This is a genomic window from Streptomyces sp. NPDC057438 (genome assembly GCF_042802995.1).
Classification (GTDB): domain Bacteria; phylum Actinomycetota; class Actinomycetes; order Streptomycetales; family Streptomycetaceae; genus Streptomyces.
In genome coordinates this window covers 1-18,395 of the sequence record NZ_JBHVDD010000129.1, presented here as the reverse complement: position 1 = coordinate 18,395, position 18,395 = coordinate 1, and the positions used below count along the sequence as shown (strand labels likewise).

At 72.5% G+C, this 18,395-nt stretch carries 16 protein-coding genes; 12 read left to right on the top strand and 4 right to left on the bottom strand.

What is annotated here, in order from left to right:
• From sucB to ACFU5F_RS39585, 5 genes are all read left to right on the top strand, one after another.
• A partial coding sequence (gene sucB, locus ACFU5F_RS39605) for a 2-oxoglutarate dehydrogenase, E2 component, dihydrolipoamide succinyltransferase (RefSeq protein ID WP_383898177.1) occupies positions 1-1,053 on the top strand: 1,053 nt, incomplete at its 5' end.
• A gap of 267 nt (positions 1,054-1,320) precedes the next feature.
• Positions 1,321-1,962, top strand: coding sequence for a GntR family transcriptional regulator (locus ACFU5F_RS39600; protein WP_123543994.1), 642 nt, complete (start codon positions 1,321-1,323; stop codon positions 1,960-1,962).
• Between the two features lie 400 nt (positions 1,963-2,362).
• Positions 2,363-5,065 carry a pyruvate dehydrogenase (acetyl-transferring), homodimeric type gene (gene aceE / locus ACFU5F_RS39595; protein WP_383898175.1) on the top strand — a complete coding sequence of 901 codons (2,703 nt, stop codon included), beginning with the start codon at positions 2,363-2,365 and terminating at the stop codon, positions 5,063-5,065.
• 251 nt (positions 5,066-5,316) lie between these two features.
• The gene (locus ACFU5F_RS39590; protein ID WP_383898173.1) at positions 5,317-6,333 is read left to right on the top strand and encodes a helix-turn-helix transcriptional regulator; all 1,017 of its coding nucleotides are present in this window, start codon (positions 5,317-5,319) and stop codon (positions 6,331-6,333) included.
• A gap of 61 nt (positions 6,334-6,394) precedes the next feature.
• The gene (locus ACFU5F_RS39585; RefSeq protein ID WP_383898179.1) at positions 6,395-6,919 is read left to right on the top strand and encodes a DUF4240 domain-containing protein; all 525 of its coding nucleotides are present in this window, start codon (positions 6,395-6,397) and stop codon (positions 6,917-6,919) included.
• 53 nt (positions 6,920-6,972) lie between these two features.
• Here ACFU5F_RS39585 and ACFU5F_RS39580 read toward each other — a convergent pair whose 3' ends face one another.
• The gene (locus tag ACFU5F_RS39580; protein ID WP_383898171.1) at positions 6,973-7,257 is read right to left on the bottom strand and encodes a hypothetical protein; all 285 of its coding nucleotides are present in this window, start codon (positions 7,255-7,257) and stop codon (positions 6,973-6,975) included.
• Between the two features lie 125 nt (positions 7,258-7,382).
• The gene (locus ACFU5F_RS39575) at positions 7,383-8,165 is read right to left on the bottom strand and encodes a peptidoglycan recognition protein (protein ID WP_383898169.1); all 783 of its coding nucleotides are present in this window, start codon (positions 8,163-8,165) and stop codon (positions 7,383-7,385) included.
• Between the two features lie 348 nt (positions 8,166-8,513).
• Between ACFU5F_RS39575 and ACFU5F_RS39570 the strand changes: the two genes are divergently transcribed.
• Positions 8,514-9,698: a MarP family serine protease gene (locus ACFU5F_RS39570; protein WP_383898167.1), complete on the top strand. Its 1,185-nt coding sequence runs from the start codon at positions 8,514-8,516 to the stop codon at positions 9,696-9,698.
• A gap of 76 nt (positions 9,699-9,774) precedes the next feature.
• Here the strand turns inward: ACFU5F_RS39570 and ACFU5F_RS39565 are convergent, their stop codons facing one another.
• Positions 9,775-10,263, bottom strand: a complete 489-nt coding sequence (locus ACFU5F_RS39565; protein WP_383898165.1) for a GNAT family N-acetyltransferase — start codon at positions 10,261-10,263, stop codon at positions 9,775-9,777.
• A 92-nt stretch (positions 10,264-10,355) separates the two neighbouring features.
• Here ACFU5F_RS39565 and ACFU5F_RS39560 point away from each other — a divergent pair, with 92 nt between their 5' ends.
• Positions 10,356-11,276, top strand: coding sequence for a TIGR01777 family oxidoreductase (locus tag ACFU5F_RS39560; RefSeq protein WP_383898163.1), 921 nt, complete (start codon positions 10,356-10,358; stop codon positions 11,274-11,276).
• Positions 11,277-11,656: 380 nt separating this feature from the next.
• The gene (locus ACFU5F_RS39555; protein ID WP_383898161.1) at positions 11,657-13,063 is read left to right on the top strand and encodes an NAD(P)/FAD-dependent oxidoreductase; all 1,407 of its coding nucleotides are present in this window, start codon (positions 11,657-11,659) and stop codon (positions 13,061-13,063) included.
• 64 nt (positions 13,064-13,127) lie between these two features.
• Here ACFU5F_RS39555 and ACFU5F_RS39550 read toward each other — a convergent pair whose 3' ends face one another.
• Complete coding sequence (locus ACFU5F_RS39550; RefSeq protein WP_383898159.1) at positions 13,128-14,567, bottom strand: regulator; 1,440 nt, start codon at positions 14,565-14,567, stop codon at positions 13,128-13,130.
• A 403-nt stretch (positions 14,568-14,970) separates the two neighbouring features.
• Between ACFU5F_RS39550 and lipB the strand changes: the two genes are divergently transcribed.
• The 4 genes from lipB (at position 14,971) to ACFU5F_RS39530 (ending at position 18,358) form a co-directional block, all read left to right on the top strand.
• Positions 14,971-15,762 (top strand): lipoyl(octanoyl) transferase LipB, encoded by a 792-nt coding sequence (gene lipB, locus ACFU5F_RS39545; protein ID WP_383898157.1) that lies wholly within the window; start codon positions 14,971-14,973, stop codon positions 15,760-15,762.
• Between the two features lie 265 nt (positions 15,763-16,027).
• Positions 16,028-16,993 (top strand): lipoyl synthase, encoded by a 966-nt coding sequence (gene lipA, locus ACFU5F_RS39540; protein WP_383898155.1) that lies wholly within the window; start codon positions 16,028-16,030, stop codon positions 16,991-16,993.
• Between the two features lie 281 nt (positions 16,994-17,274).
• Positions 17,275-17,478 carry a hypothetical protein gene (locus ACFU5F_RS39535; protein ID WP_013004246.1) on the top strand — a complete coding sequence of 68 codons (204 nt, stop codon included), beginning with the start codon at positions 17,275-17,277 and terminating at the stop codon, positions 17,476-17,478.
• A gap of 178 nt (positions 17,479-17,656) precedes the next feature.
• Positions 17,657-18,358, top strand: coding sequence for a DUF4191 domain-containing protein (locus ACFU5F_RS39530; protein ID WP_033527459.1), 702 nt, complete (start codon positions 17,657-17,659; stop codon positions 18,356-18,358).
• Positions 18,359-18,395 lie beyond the last annotated feature (37 nt).

Genomic DNA, 18,395 nt, shown 5'->3' with positions numbered 1-18,395 from the left:
GCCGCCCCCGCCGCGCCGGCTCCGGCGCCCGCCGCCGCTGCCCCGGCCGCTCCGGCCCCCGCGCCCGCGCCGGTCACCCCGGCTCCTGCCGCCGCCCCGGCTGCCGCCAAGGCCACCGACGAGGGCGCCTACGTCACCCCGCTGGTGCGCAAGCTCGCCGCCGAGAACGGTGTCGACCTGGGCTCCGTCAAGGGCACCGGCGTCGGCGGCCGCATCCGCAAGCAGGACGTCATCGCCGCCGCCGAGGCCGCGAAGGCCGCTGCCGCCGCTCCGGCCCCGGCCGCCGCCGCTGCCCCGGCCGCCAAGAAGGCGCCGTCCCTGGAGGCTTCTCCCCTCCGTGGCCAGACCATCAAGATGCCGCGCATCCGCAAGGTCATCGGCGACAACATGGTCAAGGCGCTGCACGAGCAGGCGCAGCTGTCCTCGGTGGTCGAGGTCGACGTCACCCGTCTGATGCGGCTGCGCGCCCGGGCCAAGGACTCGTTCGCAGCCCGTGAGGGCGTGAAGCTCTCCCCGATGCCGTTCTTCGTCAAGGCCGCGGCCCAGGCGCTGAAGGCGCACGCGCCCATCAACGCCCGGATCAACGAGGGCGAGGGCACGATCACCTACTTCGACGCCGAGAACATCGGTATCGCGGTGGACTCCGAGAAGGGCCTGATGACCCCGGTCATCAAGGGCGCCGGCGACCTCAACATCGCCGGTATCGCCAAGGCCACCGCCGACCTGGCGGGCAAGGTCCGGGCCAACAAGATCACGCCTGACGAGCTGTCCGGCGCGACGTTCACCATCTCCAACACCGGTTCGCGCGGCGCGCTGTTCGACACGATCATCGTGCCGCCGAACCAGGTCGCGATCCTCGGCATCGGCGCCACGGTCAAGCGCCCCGCCGTGATCGAGACGGAGGAGGGCACGGTCATCGGCGTCCGCGACATGACGTACCTGACCCTCTCCTACGACCACCGCCTGGTCGACGGCGCCGACGCGGCCCGTTACCTGACGGCCGTCAAGGCGATCCTGGAGGCGGGCGAGTTCGAGGTCGAGCTCGGCCTGTAGCCCCTGGGCGCACGCGCTACGACGGTGCCCCGTCCGGAGTTCTCCGGGCGGGGCATCCGCGCGTTCGCGCCATGTCACGGGCGGGGCCCCTCAGCCTGGCCGGTACGGGTCTTTACAAACCGACGCTCCTCGGGAGCGTGTAAGTCTCGTCTCACCTGCGCGAAAGGACCCCCGTGCGCCTCTCCACCGGAGGGCCGCGGCTCTATTGTCTAGAGGTCAACGCCCCTGGGGCTCGTCCCCCGCCGGTCCCCCGCCGAAGGAGCCCGCATGACCACCGCGCCCGTCGTCCACTCGCTGCGCGAACAGATCCGCGAGCACATCGTGGAAGGCATCGTGAGCGGGCGGTGGAAGCCGGGCGAGCGGATCGTGGAGCGGCGGATCGCGACGGAGCTGGAGGTCAGCCAGACTCCCGTACGGGAGGCCCTGCGCGAGCTGGAGTCGCTGCGGTTGATCGAATCCGCGCCGAACAAGGGCGTACGGGTGCGGAATCTGACCGCGGCCGACCTGGAGGAGAGCTACCCGGTCCGGGCCGGGCTGGAGGCGATCGCGGCGGAGCTGGCGGCGGACCGGCTGGCGGAGGACTGCTCGGCGCTGGAGCCGCACGTGGCCGCGCTGTACGAGGCGGACCGCAACGCCGACGGGACCTCCCAGGTGCGGCACACGGTGGCGTTCCACCGCGAGCTGGTGCGGGCGGCGGGCAACTCGGTGCTGCTGCATACGTGGGAGGGGCTCGGTATCGAGGTGTTCACGGCGCTGTCGATCCGCTGGCTGGGTACGGTCCAGCAGTCCTATGCCGAGGAGCACGAGGAGCTGGTCGCCGCGTTCCGTCGCCGCGACCCGCGGATCGCCGACCTGGTCAAGGCCCACGTGCTGGGCTGCGCCCCGCACACGGACGACGAGCCGGCCTAGCCATCCGGGGTGCGTTCTCGGCTACGGGCCCGGTGGGGCTTCTCGCGCGCAGCCCCTGCTTTCAGGGGCGCGGGGAACTGCGCGACCAGCCCCCCACGCACCCGCACCCGCCGACGCACCACAACCCCACCCCCTTGAGCGAACCCCCGCTCAAACGCCGCCCCACCTGCACAAACCTCGGTCGGCAAGGTCACCCGGTGCCACCGCCGGAGGCACCCCGTGCCGACTTTCTCGTGATCAAGATATTTTGCCCGCAACCCTTTGATCGATCATCGATCAGCGGGTTACAGTCACCGACGGGCTTCCACAGGAGCCCGTCGCCCTGTCCTGCCAAAGACCAAGGGCAACCCCCGAACGCTTACCGATGAGGGAACCCCCTTCGACTGAGGAAGGCGGCGCAATGACCGACTCCCACGCCATCCAGCCGAGCGCGCTCGACCAGCTCCCCGACCGGGACCCGGAGGAGACCGCCGAATGGCAGGCCTCCCTGGACGCCGTCGCCAAGGCGGCCGGACCGCACCGCGCGGCGTACCTGATGCGGCGCACCCTGGAGCGCGCGGAGGGCAACGGCATCGCGCTGCCCAAGCTGCTCGAAACGGACTACGTCAACACCATCCCCACCGCCGCCGAGCCGGGCATCGCCGGTGACGAGGCGATGGAGCGCCGTATCACCGCGTGGAACCGCTGGAACGCCGCCGCCATGGTCACCCGCGGCAGTAAGTACGGCGTCGGCGGCCACATCGCCACCTTCGCCTCCGCGGCCTGGCTCTACGAGACGGGCTTCAACCACTTCTTCAAGGGCAAGGAGGCCGACGGCTCGGGCGACCAGCTCTACATCCAGGGCCACGCCTCCCCCGGCATCTACGCCCGCGCCTTCCTCGACGGCCGGCTGAACGAGTCCCACCTGGACAACTTCCGCCGCGAGTCCGGCGGCGACGGCCTCCCGTCGTACCCGCACCCCCGCCGCCTGCCCTGGCTGTGGGAGTTCCCGACGGTGAGCATGGGCCTCGGCCCCCTCTCCGCCATCTACCAGGCGCGCTTCAACCGCTATCTCACCAGCCGCGGCATCAAGGACGTCTCGCAGTCCCACGTCTGGGCGTTCCTCGGCGACGGCGAGATGGACGAGCCCGAGTCCACGGCGGCCCTCGCCCTGGCCTCCCGTGAGGGCCTGGACAACCTCACCTTCGTCATCAACTGCAACCTGCAGCGCCTCGACGGCCCGGTCCGCGCGAACTTCAAGATCGTGCAGGAGCTGGAGGCCCAGTTCCGGGGCGCCGGCTGGAACGTCGTCAAGTCGCTCTGGGGCTCGGCCTGGGACGAGCTGTTCCAGCTCGACACGACCGGCGCTCTCGTCCGCCGCCTGCGCGAGGTACCGGACGCGCAGGTGCAGACGTACCAGACCCGCGACGCCGCCTACATCCGCCAGGACTTCTTCGGCAAGGACCCGGCGCTCGTCGAGATGGCGAAGCTGCTGAGCGACGACAAGATCCTGGAGTGCTTCCACCTCTCACGCGGTGGTCACGAGGCGCGCAAGGTGTACGCCGCCTACAAGGCCGCCGTCGAGTTCAAGGGCGCGCCGACCGTCATCCTGGCCCAGACCGTCAAGGGCTTCACCCTCGGCGAGGGCTTCGCGTCGAAGAACGCCAACCACCAGATGAAGAAGCTGTCGACGGACGAGTTCAAGCAGATGCGTGATCTGCTCGAACTCCCCATCAAGGACAGCGACTTCGTCGACGGGTTCGTGCCCTACGGCCACCCGGGCGCCGACTCCCCCGAGGTCCGCTACCTCCAGGAGCGCCGTGCCGCGCTCGGCGGCCCGGCCCCGGCCCGCCGTACGCACGCGCTGGCCCCGCTGCCGGCCGCCGCCGACAAGACCTTCGCCGCCTTCGACAAGGGCTCCGGCTCGCAGAACGTGGCGACGACCATGGCCTTCGTCCGCCTCGTCAAGGACCTGGTCCGCGACAAGCAGACCGGCCGCCGCTGGGTGCCGATCGTCCCCGACGAGGCCCGCACCTTCGGCATGGAGTCGCTGTTCCCGTCCCTCGGGATCTACTCCCCCAAGGGCCAGACGTACGAGCCGGTCGACCGCGACCAGCTGATGTACTACAAGGAGGCCAAGGACGGCCAGATCCTCAACGAGGGGATCACCGAGGCCGGTTCGATGGCCGACTTCATCGCCGCATCGACGTCGTACGCGACGCACGGCGAGGCGATGATCCCGTTCTACATCTTCTACTCGATGTTCGGCTGGCAGCGGACGGCCGACCAGATGTGGCAGCTCGGCGACCAGCTCGGCCGCGGCTTCCTCGTCGGCGCCACGGCCGGCCGTACGACCCTGACGGGCGAGGGCCTGCAGCACGCCGACGGCCACTCGCCGGTCATCGCGGCGACGAACCCGGCGGCGCTGACGTACGACCCGGCGTTCGCCTACGAGGTCGCGGCGATCGTCAAGGACGGTCTGCGCCGGATGTACGGCGAGGCCGCGCCCGGCGAGGACCCGAACGTCTTCTACTACCTGACCGTCTACAACGAGCCGCTGCCGCAGCCCGCGAAGCCGGCCGTGGCGGGGGTGGACGAGGGCATCGTCAAGGGGCTGTACCGCTTCAACACGGCCGAGTCGGCGGGGCTGTCCCCGGTGGCGAACGCCCCGCGCGTCCAGCTGCTGGGCTCCGGTACGGCGATCCACTGGGCCCTGGAGGCGCAGAAGCTGCTCGCGGAGGAGTGGGGGGTGGCCGCCGACGTGTGGTCGGCCACGTCCTGGAGCGAGCTGCGGCGGGACGCGCTGGAGGCGGATGCCGCGCTGCTGCGCGGCGAGGAGCGGACGCCGTACGTCCGGCAGGCGCTGCAGGGTGCCGAGGGGCCGGTGCTGGCGGTGTCCGACTACATGCGCCAGGTTCCGGACCAGATCGCGCAGTGGGTCGAGCAGGACTACTCCTCGCTCGGCGCGGACGGGTTCGGCATCTCCGACACCCGGGAGGCCGCGCGGCGTCACTTCGGCGTCGACGCACAGTCCGTCGTGGTCGCGGCGCTCGCGCAGCTTGCGCGGCGGGGTGAGGTCAAGGCGACCTCCGTGAAGGAGGCCCGGGAGCGGTACGGGCTGTAGGGGCGGGGGCGCCTCATGGCTCGGGGCGCCTCATGGCTCGGGGCGCCTCACAGTTGGGGGCGCCTCATGGCTCGGGGGCGCGGGTTTCGCCGGCGGTGCGGCTCCGGTGGGGCTGGTCGCGCAGTTCCCCGCGCCCTGAACAGCGGGCCTGGGCTTTCAGGGGCGCGGGGAAACTGCGCCAGAGAAGCCAGGCCCACCCGTACCCGACAACGCACCCCCTCGTTGTCACACCCGCCCGGCATCATGGCCGCATGCGTGCTGCCCGGCTGATCAAGATGGTGTTGCTGCTCCAGTCCCGGCCCTCCATGACCGCCGCCGAACTCGCGCGGGAACTGGAGGTGTCGGAGCGGACGGTGACGAGGGACGCCCAGGCGCTGTCGGAGGCGGGCGTGCCGGTCTACGCGGACCGGGGCCGGGCCGGCGGATACCGGCTGATCGGCGGGTACCGGACGCGGCTGACGGGGCTGGCCCGCACGGAGGCCGAGGCGCTGTTCCTCAGCGGTGTGCCGGGCGCGCTGCGGGAGATGGGGCTGGAGGACGCGGCCTCCGCCGCCCGGCTGAAGGTCTCGGCCGCCCTCCTCCCCTCCCTCCGCGACGCCTCCCGCACGGCCTCCCAGCGCTTCCACCTCGACGCGCCGAGCTGGTTCAAGGAGCCGAAGACCCCCGAGCTGCTGCCCACCGTGGCGGACGCGGTCTGGGACGACCGGCGGATCGTCGCGCGGTACCGCAAGGGGCACACCGAGGTCGAGCGCGGCCTGGAGCCGTACGGTCTCGTGCTCAAGGCCGGCGTCTGGTACCTGTGCGCCCGGGTCCCCGACGCGGTGGCCCCCTCCGGCCCCGGTGCCCGGCCGGGTGCGGGGGTCTTCCGCACCTACCGGATCGACCGCTTCACCGGCGTCGACACCGGCGACGACCGCTTCACCCGCGACGAGGAGTTCGATCTGCCGGCCCACTGGGACGAGCAGGCGGAACGATTCGCCCGTTCGATCCTGCGCGCCGAGGTCGTCGTGCGGCTGTCGGTGGAGGGGGTGCGGAGGCTGCCGCACGTCGTGGATCCCGTGTCGGCCAGGGACGCGCTGAGTGCCGTGGCCGACGCCCCCGACGAGCAGGGCCGGGTGATCGTCGCCCTCCGTGTGGAGTCGGAGGAGGTGGCGCACACCCAGCTCACCGCGTTGGGAGCGGAGGCCGAGGTGCTGGCTCCCGAGGGGCTGCGGGAGCGGTTCGCGCAGGACGCGCGCCGGCTCGCCGGGCTGTACGAGGTGCCGTGAGACAAGAATGGGTCGTTCTCCACGTGCGTCGCACCCGCCCAGGCACGATGCTGGACCCGTGATGGACGAGACGGAGTTCTGGGAGCTGGTGGACACGGCCCGCGAGGACGCCGAGGGCGATCCCGAGGACCAGGCCGACCTGCTCGTGGAACGGCTCGGCCGGCTGGACCCGGAGGCGGTGCTGGACTTCGCCCGGCACTTCGAGTCCCGCTACAACCGCGCCTACACCTGGGACCTCTGGGGCGCCGCGTGGGTGCTGCTCGACGGTGCCAGTGACGACGCGTTCGACTTCTTCCGGTGCTGGCTGATCGGCCAGGGCCGGGAGGTCTTCGAGGGCGCGGTCCACGACCCCGACTCGCTCGCCGGTCTGCTGGACGACTTCGACGAGGAGGTCGACGGGGACGGCGAGGAGCTGGGCTACGCCGCGGACGAGGCGTACGAGCAGCTCACCGGTGTGGTCGCCCCGGACCTCGGTATTGCGCCCCCGCCCGGCGAACCGGAGGGAACCCCGCTCGACTTCGAGGACGAGGCGGCGCTCGCCGAGCGCTGCCCGAAGCTCTGGGAACGCTTCCGGGGCGAGAGCTGAGCCGACCCGTCCGGTGAGGCGGGGCCGAGCCGGGTACGTCGTCGCGGGACGGTTCAGGGACGCGCCCCTCGGCTCCGCGCGCGCGGCACGTACGCGTACTGCCCGTCGGTGTACGGCTGCGCGTCATGGCGTCGTTCCTGGCCCGGGGCGGGGTGCCCGGGGGCCGAGGCTCCGTGCAGGGGCGCGGCGTTGGCGCGGTCCAGTGCGGACGCGGTCACGACGGACGGGCCGAGCACGACGACGGCTGCCGCACAGACCACCGTCCAGGGGCTCCGCAGGGCCGAGGACCAGGACCGCCTGGGGTCTCGGGACGCGTGCTTCGTACGGCTGCCGATCATGTTCCCCACCACTTTCCCAGGCTCCGGCCGGCGTGACACCGCCGACACCGACGACGTTAGGGCGCGTGTCTGGGAGAAGTCTGTGAGGCCCCGGCGCGCTGTCTGTGAACCCGATGAGATCCGGTTCACCGCCGGCCCTGGAGACGGGCCGCCAGCTCCCTGATGGCGGGCAGGCGTTCCGCGAGGGCCGCGCCCGGGCAGCTGGTCATGTAGCCGTCGCTGTGGCCCGCGAGCGTGGGCATCAGCACGGTGGTGCCGGAGGCGTAGCGGCTGAGGCTGTTGCTGGAGGTGAGCCGGACACTGCCCCGGGGGTCGGTGTCGGAGAGGCCGAGTTTCCAGGCCGCGAGGGCGGCGATCGCGTCGGTCATGGCCTCGGGGACGGGCACCCCGGCGGTGAAGGTGCCGAGGGCGGCGATGCCGGTGGTGCGGTGGTTGAAGCCCTGGGTGTGGGCGCCGGTGACGGCGCGGTCGATGCCGCCCGCGCGGCCCTCGTAGATGGTGCCGCAGCGGTCGACGAGGAAGTTGTAGCCGATGTCGTCCCAGTCCTTGGCTCCGGTCTGGCCGGCGTACAGGTAGCGGATGATGCGGGGCGCGTCGGAGCAGTCGTATCCGTTGGGCGAGTCCGTGTGGTGGATGAAGACGGCGGCGACCTCGTCGTCGTAGCGGGCGGGCGGCTGGCTGGGCGCGTCCTTCTCCAGCCAGCGGGTCCTCGGCACGATGGGCGGTCTGGGTGCCTGGTGCGGCAGCGCGGGCCGGGCCGCGGCGGGCCGGCCGGCGCGCTGTCCCGTGCGATCCGCGCCGATCGCGAGCAGGACCAGCGCGAGGACGGCCGCCAGGCCGGGCAGACAGGCCAGCAGCACCAGGAGGACACGCCGGGGCGGATCCGCGCGCTCCCAGGCCAGGCGCACTCGGTCACGGGACCGGCGCGTACGCCGGCGGAGCGGGCCCGGGGCGCGCGGGGTCCGCGTACGGCGGCGCCACACATGGCGCAGCCGCCGTATTCGCGCCCCCCGTGACATCCGGAACACACGCATGCCCCCACAGTCACCCGGATGCGCCCCATTCGCGATGTGGAGTGGGCCACCCGGTGGAAGCGGAAGGAACCAACGCCGTGGTCCGGGGCGTTTTCACTGTTCGAGGCGGATGCGGCACGGTGGTGGCCGGTTCGCGCGGACCGGCGGGGCGCCGCGGGGGCCCGGCTGATCACTGCGGCCGCAGCGCGCGTACTACAGGGTCCCTGAAGAGAGGCGGCTGGAGTGGACGTGCTCGACATCCTGCTGATGCTGGTGATCCTCGCCTACGCGGCGTCGGGTTACCGACGCGGTCTGGTGGCGGGATGTGTGTCCCTCGCCGGGTTCGTGGGCGGCGCGGCGACCGGCGTCTGGGTGCTGCCCTGGATGATGGAGCTGGTGGAGGCGGGCACCCCGGCGGCGACGGTCACGGCGGTGCTGACCGTACTGGTGCCGGGGGTGATCGGACACGAGCTGGCGGGCAGGCTGGCGCTGCGCCTGCGCCGGGAGATCGACCGCAGTCCGCTGCGGGTGCTCGACGGCATCGGCGGGGCGGCGGCCAACACTCTCGCCGTGCTCATCGTGGCCTGGGTGGCCGCGAGCGTCCTCGGCGCGTCCTCGTCGGTGGTGGTGACCAACTCGATCCGTAACTCCACGCTGCTCGGCGCCGTGCAGGACACCATGCCGGACACCACCCCGGCCTGGTTCTCGGACGCCACGTCCGCGCTCACCGAGGCGGGTTTCCCGCAGGTCTTCAACCCGTTCGAGAACGAGGCGACGGCCGAGGTCGCCAAGCCGTCCGGCGACAGCGTCACCGCGGCCGCGACGAGCGCCGCCAAGCGGAGCACGGTGAAGATCGAGGGCGTGGCCGGCACCCAGGGCCGCGAGGGCAGCGGTTTCGTGTACGCCACCGAGCACGTGATGACCAACGCCCATGTGGTGGCGGGCATCGACGACCCGAGCGTGCGCGTGGGCGGTGTGGGCAGGGCGTACGAGGCGAAGGTCGTGCTCTTCGACTCCGACAAGGACGTGGCTGTCCTCTACGTCCCGGGGCTGAAGGCGCCGCTGCTGCGCTTCGACGACAGCGCCGGGCGCGGGGACGCGGCGGTCGTCGCCGGTTATCCGGAGGACGGCGGGCTGGACCTCCAGGCGGCCACGGTCGCCAGCCGTATCGACGCGACCGGCCGGAACATCTACAACACCGACTCGGTGACCCGCGACATCTACTCCATCCGGTCCACCGTCCGCCCCGGCAACTCCGGCGGCCCCCTGCTCACCACCGACGGCCGGGTGTTCGGCGTGGTCTTCGCCCGCTCCACCTCGGACGCCGAGACGGGTTACGTCCTCACGGTGGACGAGGTCCTCCCGGACGCGAAGCGCGCGGCGAACGCGACCTCGGCGGTGGACACGGGCGAACTCGTGACCTCGTGACCTCGTGACCTCGTGACCTCGTGACCTCGTGACCGCTTGCGGGCGGGGACAGGTGACGGGTCGTCGGGGCGTCGGGTCAGAGCCGACGCCCCATCAGTACGTCGTCCACGTACCGCCCGTCGAGCAGGAACTCCTCCGGCAGGATCCCCTCGGCCACGAAGCCCTCGGACTCGTAGAGCTTCCTGGCCGCGGTGTTGTGGCCGAGGACCCGCAGGGTCAGCCGGCGGGCGCCGCGGCGGCGCGCCTCGTCCTGGACGGCGCGCAGCAGCGCCCGCGCGACGCCCGTCCCCCGCGCCCGGTCGGCGACGGCGAGGCCCTGGATCTGGCGCACGTGCGTGTGACAGGCGAGGCCGGAGGCCACGGCGATGCGGACGTACCCGACGACCGTCCCGTCGAGTTCGGCGACCAGGTGGTCCTCCGGGCCGTGGCGCTCGTTGAAGAACGGCGGGTACGGCTGCTCGGGGCGGGACTGGACGGAGTGCAGGGTGGACCAGGTGTCGCGGTCGAGCCGGCCGAGCGTGTCCTCGTCGTCCGAGGTCGCGACACGTATGTGGGGAACGGGCATGGCGGCCACTGTACGGCGGCGCCGGACGGAGGACGGCCGGATGTGCGCCCCTCGGGGCCGCTGTCCCGCCGCGGGGCGGGCAGGATGGAGCCATGACGGATGAATCGCCCGTTCCACCCGGCTCCCGTATCGCGATCGCCGGGGCGTCCGGCCTGATCGGTTCGGCGCTCGCCCGCTCCCTCACCGACGACGGCCACGAGGTGCTCCGGCTCGTGCGGCGGGCGCCCCGGGGGCCGGGCGAGGTGCGCTGGGACCCGGAGGCGGGACGGGTCGACACGGCCGGCCTCGCGGGATGCGCGGCCGTCGTCAATCTCGCCGGCGCGGGGGTCGCGTCCCGCCGCTGGACGGAGTCGTACAAGGCGACGATCCGCGAGAGCCGCGTGCTCGGCACCAGAACGCTCGCCGAGGCCGCCGCCCGTCTCGACACCCCGCCGAGCGTGCTCGTCAACGGCAGCGCCATCGGCTTCTACGGTTTCACGGGCGACCGGGTCGTGGACGAGTCGGCGGAGCCGGGGTCGGAGTTCCTGTCCGCGTTGTGCGTGGAGTGGGAGGGGGCGACCGCGGCCGCGCGGGAGGCCGGGATCCGTACCGCGTTCGCGCGTACGGGGCTGGTGGTGGCGCGGGGCGGCGGTGCCTGGGGTCCGCTGTTCCCGCTGTTCAAGGCCGGACTCGGCGGGCGGATGGGCGACGGTCGCCAGTACTGGAGCTTCATCTCCCTGCACGACGAGGTCGCGGCGCTGCGTCATCTGCTCTTCACGCCGTCACTGTCGGGCCCGTTCAACCTGACTGCGCCGACCCCGCGCACCAACCGTGAGATCACGGCGGCGATGGGGCGGGTGCTGCGTCGGCCCACCCTGGTCACGGTGCCCGCGCCCGCGCTGCGGCTCGCGCTCGGGGGCGTGGCCGGGGACGTCCTGGGCAGCACACGGGCCGTCCCGGCGCGGCTGCTGGAGTCGGGCTTCACGTTCAGGTACCCGGAGATCGACGACGCGATCCGAGCGGCGCTCGGCTGAGGGGGCGGGTTCGTCGTCGGCGTGCGGGTGATGCCGGGTGCGGGTCCGGGGGTTCCGTGCAGTTCCCGGCGCCCCTGAAAGACCACGGCCCCGCGGGCTTGGTAGGCGACGGGCCGCTGGATCGAAAGCGGGGCGCGGCCCCTGCTTCTCGGGGGCGCGGGGAACTGCGCGACCAGCCCCCACCGGACCCGCACCCGACGACGACGTCCCCTGCCCCCCGAACGCCCGGCGCACGCGCACCCCGTCCATGCCCCCGTGCGAGGCCCCGCGCTCCTTCCCCGGGACGGGCCCCCGCCTTCACTCTCAAGCCGAACTCACGTGTTTCAGAAGGATGTTGGGGGCATAACGTCCCCGCAGCCGCGCGACCTCGGGAGGGGCACGTGCTTGAGTCGGTGCACCAGTCGGCGTTCCCGGCGGACACAGAGAACGCCGAAGACACGGACGTCATCGTCGTAGGAGCCGGTGTGGCCGGCCTCGCTGCGGCCGGACATCTGACCAGGGCGGGGCTGAGGACCATCGTCCTGGAGGCCGCCCCCGCCGTCGGCGGCCGCATGTCCACCGAGAAGATCGACGGCTTCCGTCTGGACCGGACGACGCGGCTGCTGTCCACGTCGTACCCGGAACTGCGCCGCACGCCGGGCCTGGACAGGCTCCCCCTGCGACCGTTCGCCCCCGGGGTCCTGCTGCACGCCGACGGCCGTCATCAGCGCGCCGGCGCCGCCCCCGTCCTGCGGAGCGCGAGGGGCGCACTCACGGCCGCACGCGCCCTCGCAAGCGCCCCCAGGCTCCCCCGGAACCAGGGCCGTTCCCCGGCCCGTTCCCCGGGCACCCGGCCCGGCCGGCTGGGCGCCCCCGCCGACCAGTCCCGGCTGGCCATGGCCCTGGCCCGGCTCGCCGCGACCGCGCCCGAGCGGCTGCTCACCCGGGTGGAGGTACCGGTCGCCCAGGCACTGGCCACCCGGGGTTTCCCGACCCGGACGATCGACGGTTTCGTACGCCCCCTGCTGGCCGCTCTGCTCGCCGACCCGGCGCTGGAGACCTCCAGCCGCTGCGCCGACCTGGCGCTGCACACCTTCGCGACGGGCCGGCTGTGCATCCCGGAGGGTGGCGCCGACACGCTTCCGGAGCTGCTCGCGGCCGCGCTGCCGCCGGGCTCGGTCCGGACGGGGGTGCAGGTCACCGCGATCAGCACGACCTCGGTGACGACGGTCCACCACGGGGTGCTCACCTGCCGTGCCGTGGTGCTGGCCACCGACGCCCGGTCCGCCGCCGAACTGTTGCCGGGGCTGCGGGTGCCGGCGTTCCACCCGGTGACGGTTCTGCACCACGCCACGGACGGGCCCCCGTTGACCGAACCGGCGCTGCTCCTCGACGCCGATCGCAGCGGGCCCGTCTCGCACACGGCGGTCGTCAGCCAGGTCGACCCGAGCCGGGCACCGGCGGGCCGTGCCCTGATCACCTCCGTGGTCCTCGGCACTCCCCCGGACCCCGCGCACCTCGACGCCACGGTCCGTGCCCAACTGGCCCGTCTCTACCGGACGTCCACGACCCGCTGGGAACTCCTCGCCGCGCACCACGTCCCCGAGGCGGTCCCCGCGATGCCCGCGCCGCACGACCTGCGCCGGCCGGTACGCCTGCTGGCCGGGCTCTACGTCTGCGGCGACCACCGCGACACCAGCACCGTGCAGGGCGCCCTGCACTCCGCCCGGCGGGCCACCCACGCCGTCCTGACCGACCTGGACGTCCGCCCGGTGCCCTCGGAGGAGCCACTGGAAACGGCCGCGTGAGCGTCCCCGAAGACCCCAGGGGCGCCCGGCACATCGCCGGGCACCCCTGTCACGGTCCGCGCGCCTACCCCAGCGCCGCCACCTTGTCCCGGTACCCCCTCACCGGTGCCGCGTCGCGGTAGGGCTCCAGTCGGCGCTCGAAATCGCGGACGTACTCCACCGCCCGTACGGACCGCATCTCGGAGGCCTGACCGGCGGCCTCCGCGCCCAGTTGGCAGGCCTGGTCGAGTTCGCCGAGACCGAGGCGGGCGGAGGCGAGGACGACACGGCAGAACAAGCGGCTGCGGGCGTAGGCGGGCGCACGCAGCTGCAGGGAGCGCTCGGCGTGCTGGGCCGCGGCCCGGTACTGCTGGAGGTCGCGGTGGCTGTGCCCGAACTCGTCGGCGAGCTGGGCCTCGTCGAAGAACCGCGCCCAGTGGGGGACCTCGTCCCCGGGGCGGGCCGTCTCCAGGGCGCGCTCGGCGCGGACCAGCGCGGCCGTGGAGGCCCGCACCTCGCCGAGCACCGCGTGCCCGCGCGCCTCGACGGAGTGCAGCAGTGACTGCACGACCGGCGGCACGGCCGACCCGACACCCTGCTGGGCGACGCGCGCGAGCTGCACGGCCTCGCGCCCATGTCCCAGATAGACCGCCTGACGGCTCATGGTGACGAGCACGTACGCCCCGTACGCCCGGTCCCCCGCCGCCTGCGCCAGCCTGAGCGCCTGCACGAAGTACCGCTGGGCGAGGCCGTGCGCCCCGATGTCGTACGAGGTCCAGCCGGCCAGCCGGGTCAGGTCGGCGGCGGCCGCGAACAGCCGGCGGCCGATCTGCTCGCCGTAGGCGCCGCGCAGCATCGGCTCGGCCTCGTGCTCCAGGTAGCGCACGAGGGCCTGGCGGGCGTGACCGCCGCCGTAGGCGTCGTCGAGGGCGCGGAACAGCTCCCCCACCGAGCGGAGGGCGGCGATGTCCCCGCCGGTGACCTTCTGGCCGGGGCCGCGCTCGGTCTGGCTGCGCTGCCGGGGGACGACCGGGCGGCCCTGCGGGGGGACCCGGGTCGCGCCCGGATCACCCCGGCCCACCCGGTCGTCGGCCCGGCCGATCAGCCAGTCCCGGCTGGGGACGACCAGCCCGGCGGGCGTGAACGCGATCTTGCGGAGTTCGGCATGGCTGCCGGAGTCCTTGCGCCACAGGCCGCCGACGATGTCGATGGCCTCCTCGGGGGTGGCGGCGAACTCCAGGCCCGCGTAGACGGGGGCGCAGGCGTCCAGGCCGAGGTCCTGGGCGGTGAGCCGGCGGCCGAGGCGGCGGGTGAACACCTCGGCGATGAGTGCGGGTGTCGTCCCCCGGGGCTGCTGACCACGCAGCCAGCGGGTGACCGACGTCTTGTCGTATCTGAGGTCGAGGCCGTGTTCGAGACCGAGCTGGTCCACACGGCGCGCTAGTCCCGCGTTCGAGAACCCCGCTTCTGCGATGAGGGCGGCGAGCTGGCGGTTGGGGGTGCGCTGCGCGGGTCGTTCCGTCATCTGCGGTGCGGTCTCCTGCCTTCCGGGTGTCGGCGGGGTTTCCCGGATTGCCTGGTGAGAAGCCTTTTGCGGCCTTGTGAACGGCGCGAATGTAGCGGAGAGTAAGCGTCCGATCGCACACTTCCGTGCCCATTCATCCGATCGTGTGAGGATTTGCCGCACGGCTGACGTGCCCGGCCTCCGACACGCGCCGGCTGGGCCCCTCGTACGCCCGGCGGCCGGAGCGTACGACGAGCGTCGGGCTCGGGCTCCGCGCCCTGTACGACGGGGGCCGGCACCGGTGCCGCGGACCGCTCGAACACCGCCCGGTCGCGCGGTCGTACAGTGGCTTGGGCGCGCCACGCGCCTGACAGGGCTATCGCGGTACCGCCGCCCGGCGGCACCGCCGAGGGAGGCGCTTGCCGTGAGTGGGTTGCGGTTCGTCCGCTTGGGGTTCGGCACGGAGGCCGTCGAGTACCAGGAGGCGTGGGACGAGCAGCGCCGGGTGCACGCGGCACGCTTCGCGGACGAGGTCCCCGACACCGTGCTGCTCCTGGAGCACCCGCCGGTCTACACGGCCGGCCGGCGCACGGCCGACAACGAACGCCCCCTCGACGGCACCCCCGTCATCGACGTCGACCGCGGCGGCAAGATCACCTGGCACGGTCCGGGTCAGCTGGTGGGGTACCCGATCCAGAAGCTCCCCCGTCCGGTGGACGTGGTCGCCCACGTGCGGCGCCTGGAGGAGGCGCTGATCCGCACGTGCGCGGAGTTCGGCGTGGAGACCACACGGGTGGAGGGCCGCAGCGGGGTGTGGGTGCTCGGCGACCCGGTCGAGCGGCGGCTCGGCGGGCTCTCGCTGGACCTCGACCCCCGGATGACCGACGACGAGTTCGATCCGCGGATGAACGGGCCGGAGTACGCGCCCTCCAACGCCGGGCAGCGGCGCGAGGACCGCAAGATCGCGGCGATCGGGATCCGGGTGGCGAAGGGGGTCACGATGCACGGCTTCGCGCTGAACGTGAACCCCGACAACAAGTGGTTCGACCGGATCATCCCGTGCGGGATCCGTGACGCGGGCGTCGCGTCCCTGGCGGGCGAACTGGGCCGGGACGTCACGATCGACGAGGTGCTGCCGGTGGCCGAGCGGCATCTGCGGGACGTCCTGGAGGACGCGGACCTGCAGCCGCGGGTGGTGGAGCGGACGTCGGCGTAGTCCGCGTCAGGGGGTAGGGGCCGGTTCGTCGGTGGGTGCGGGCCCGGTGGGGGTTGTTCGCGCGGTTCCCCGCGCCCCCAAGAGTCCAGGCGCCACCGGGCCGGCGGATGGGGGTCGTAGGGGCGCGGCCCCTGGGACGGGACGGGTAGGGGCGGCGGGGCGGGGGAATGCCGCCGTGGAGCCGAAGGTTGCCCACCCCGGGGACCGAGAACCGTACGGGCGTACCCTGGGGGACGCCGAAGAATCGAATGCACAGGGAGCCGATGTGTCCGCAGTCGCACCCGACGGACGCAAGATGCTGCGCCTGGAGGTCCGGAACAGCCAGACCCCCATCGAGCGCAAGCCCGAGTGGATCAAGACCCGGGCGAAAATGGGTCCCGAGTACACGAAGATGCAGGCCCTGGTGAAGGGCGAGGGGCTGCACACCGTCTGCCAGGAAGCCGGTTGCCCCAACATCTACGAGTGCTGGGAGGACCGCGAGGCCACGTTCCTCATCGGTGGCGACCAGTGCACCCGGCGCTGCGACTTCTGCCAGATCGACACCGGCAAGCCCGAGGCGCTGGACCGCGACGAACCCCGCCGCGTGGGCGAGTCCGTGGTCACCATGGACCTGAACTACGCCACCATCACCGGCGTCGCCCGTGACGACCTCCCCGACGGCGGCGCCTGGCTGTACGCCGAGACGGTCCGGCAGATCCACGAGCAGACGGTGGGCCGCGAGGACGGCCGGACCAAGGTCGAACTGCTGGCGCCCGACTTCAACGCCGTGCCCGAGCTCCTGGAGGAGGTCTTCGCCTCCCGCCCCGAGGTCTTCGCGCACAACGTCGAGACGGTCCCCCGGATCTTCAAGCGCATCCGCCCCGGCTTCCGCTACGAGCGCTCCCTGAAGGTCATCACCGAGGCCCGTGACTACGGTCTGGTCACGAAGTCGAACCTGATCCTCGGCATGGGCGAGACCCGCGAAGAGGTCAGCGAGGCGCTCAGGCAGCTGCACGACGCCGGCTGCGAGCTCGTGACCATCACCCAGTACCTGCGCCCGAGCGTCCGCCACCACCCCGTGGAGCGCTGGGTCAAGCCGCAGGAGTTCGTGGAGCTGAAGCAGGAGGCCGACGAGATCGGCTTCTCCGGCGTGATGTCCGGACCGCTCGTCCGCTCCTCGTACCGCGCCGGCCGGCTCTACCAGATGGCCATCGAGAAGCGGGGCTCGTACATCGCCTCGCAGGCCGTCTGACGCCTCCGTCGGCCACTCGGCCAAATGGCACGCAGTGCCATCAGGTCGTGTGAATCCCAGCACAAGTAGCTACTCGCCAGTAATGGCCGATTGACCGCGGTCCTGACCGTCCTCGCAGATGAGGGCACTGTCAGGGCCGCGTTCGGGTTTAAAGGGCGCGAAGCAAGGCTTCACCCTCGTTTGACCGGTCGGTCATGCCCTGGTAACACCAATCAGTGACCCTGGTTTCACACCCGGTACAGAGTCCTAGCCAGAGCAGCCATCCCGAGGGGGGACCTCCCATGCAGGCCGCACCCGTCCGCGCCACTCCGATCCCGTCGTTCACCGATGCACTCCGTGCCGTCGAGTCGCTGCTGCTGAGCAGCGGCCAGCGCACCGCCCGCCGCAACGCGTGGACCTCCGTGCTGGAGGACCGCCGCCGCGCCAAGGACCGCTTCGAGGCCGAGCGCGTCCTCGAGGCCGCCGTCGCCTCGCGCACCTCGTAACCGCCGCACCCCTCCGCACGACCCGTACACGGCACCACCCGTTCGCAGCAGACCCCGCTCGCAGCACCTCGTCGGCACCGCCGCCGCCCGGCGCCGCTTCCCCGGCGCAGCCGCCGGTCTCCGGTCCCCACCGGCACCGCCGTCGTCCGCGCTCCCCCGGACACGTAGACTTCGTGCCATGGCGAGGAAGGAACCCGCAGCGGACGCTGCGAACCCCGGGCGACTCAAGCAGATCGCTCTGACGTACAAGATGACCCGCAGGGCCGACAAGAAGATCGGTCTTGTACTCGCGGCTGTCGGAATCATCACCTTCGGTGTCTTCCTCGCGATCGGTTTCTTGATCGGTCACCCCATCTATCTCGGCATCCTCGGCCTTCTGCTCGCCTTCCTCGCGACGGCGATCGTGTTCGGACGGCGGGCCGAGCGGGCCGCGTTCGGGCAGATGGAGGGCCAGCCGGGTGCCGCCGCGGCGGTGCTGGACAACGTGGGCCGTGGCTGGACCACGACCCCCGCGGTGGCGATGAACCGCAGCCAGGACGTGGTGCACCGCGCCGTCGGCAAGGCCGGCATCGTCCTGGTCGCCGAGGGCAACCCGAACCGGGTGAAGAGTCTGCTGGCCGCCGAGAAGCGGAAGATGGCCCGCATCGTGGCGGACGTCCCGGTGCACGACCTGGTCGTGGGCACCGGCGAGGGCCAGACCGAGCTGAAGAAGCTCCGCACGACCATGCTCAAACTGCCGCGCGTGCTCTCCGGCCCCCAGGTGACCGCCACCAACGACCGGCTGCGTGCGATGGGCGACCTGATGAGCAACATGCCGCTCCCCAAGGGCCCGATGCCGAAGGGCATGCGCATGCCGAAGGGCGGCCCGAAGGCCCGCTGACGAGACGCCGTACGACGAGGGGGCGCCCGGAGTGATC

Bases quoted from the DNA above. Each gene is read 5' to 3' on its own strand.
- ACFU5F_RS39585 (WP_383898179.1), top strand. From the start codon at position 6,395: ATGGACGAGACGGAGTTCTGGGAGCTGGTGGACACGGCCCGCGAGGAC.
- ACFU5F_RS39530 (WP_033527459.1), top strand. From the start codon at position 17,657: ATGGCGAGGAAGGAACCCGCAGCGGACGCTGCGAACCCCGGGCGACTC.
- ACFU5F_RS39565 (WP_383898165.1), bottom strand. From the start codon at position 10,263: ATGCCCGTTCCCCACATACGTGTCGCGACCTCGGACGACGAGGACACG.
- ACFU5F_RS39580 (WP_383898171.1), bottom strand. From the start codon at position 7,257: ATGATCGGCAGCCGTACGAAGCACGCGTCCCGAGACCCCAGGCGGTCC.
- aceE (WP_383898175.1), top strand. From the start codon at position 2,363: ATGACCGACTCCCACGCCATCCAGCCGAGCGCGCTCGACCAGCTCCCC.
- ACFU5F_RS39560 (WP_383898163.1), top strand. From the start codon at position 10,356: ATGACGGATGAATCGCCCGTTCCACCCGGCTCCCGTATCGCGATCGCC.
- ACFU5F_RS39590 (WP_383898173.1), top strand. From the start codon at position 5,317: ATGCGTGCTGCCCGGCTGATCAAGATGGTGTTGCTGCTCCAGTCCCGG.
- ACFU5F_RS39600 (WP_123543994.1), top strand. From the start codon at position 1,321: ATGACCACCGCGCCCGTCGTCCACTCGCTGCGCGAACAGATCCGCGAG.
- ACFU5F_RS39535 (WP_013004246.1), top strand. From the start codon at position 17,275: ATGCAGGCCGCACCCGTCCGCGCCACTCCGATCCCGTCGTTCACCGAT.
- ACFU5F_RS39550 (WP_383898159.1), bottom strand. From the start codon at position 14,567: ATGACGGAACGACCCGCGCAGCGCACCCCCAACCGCCAGCTCGCCGCC.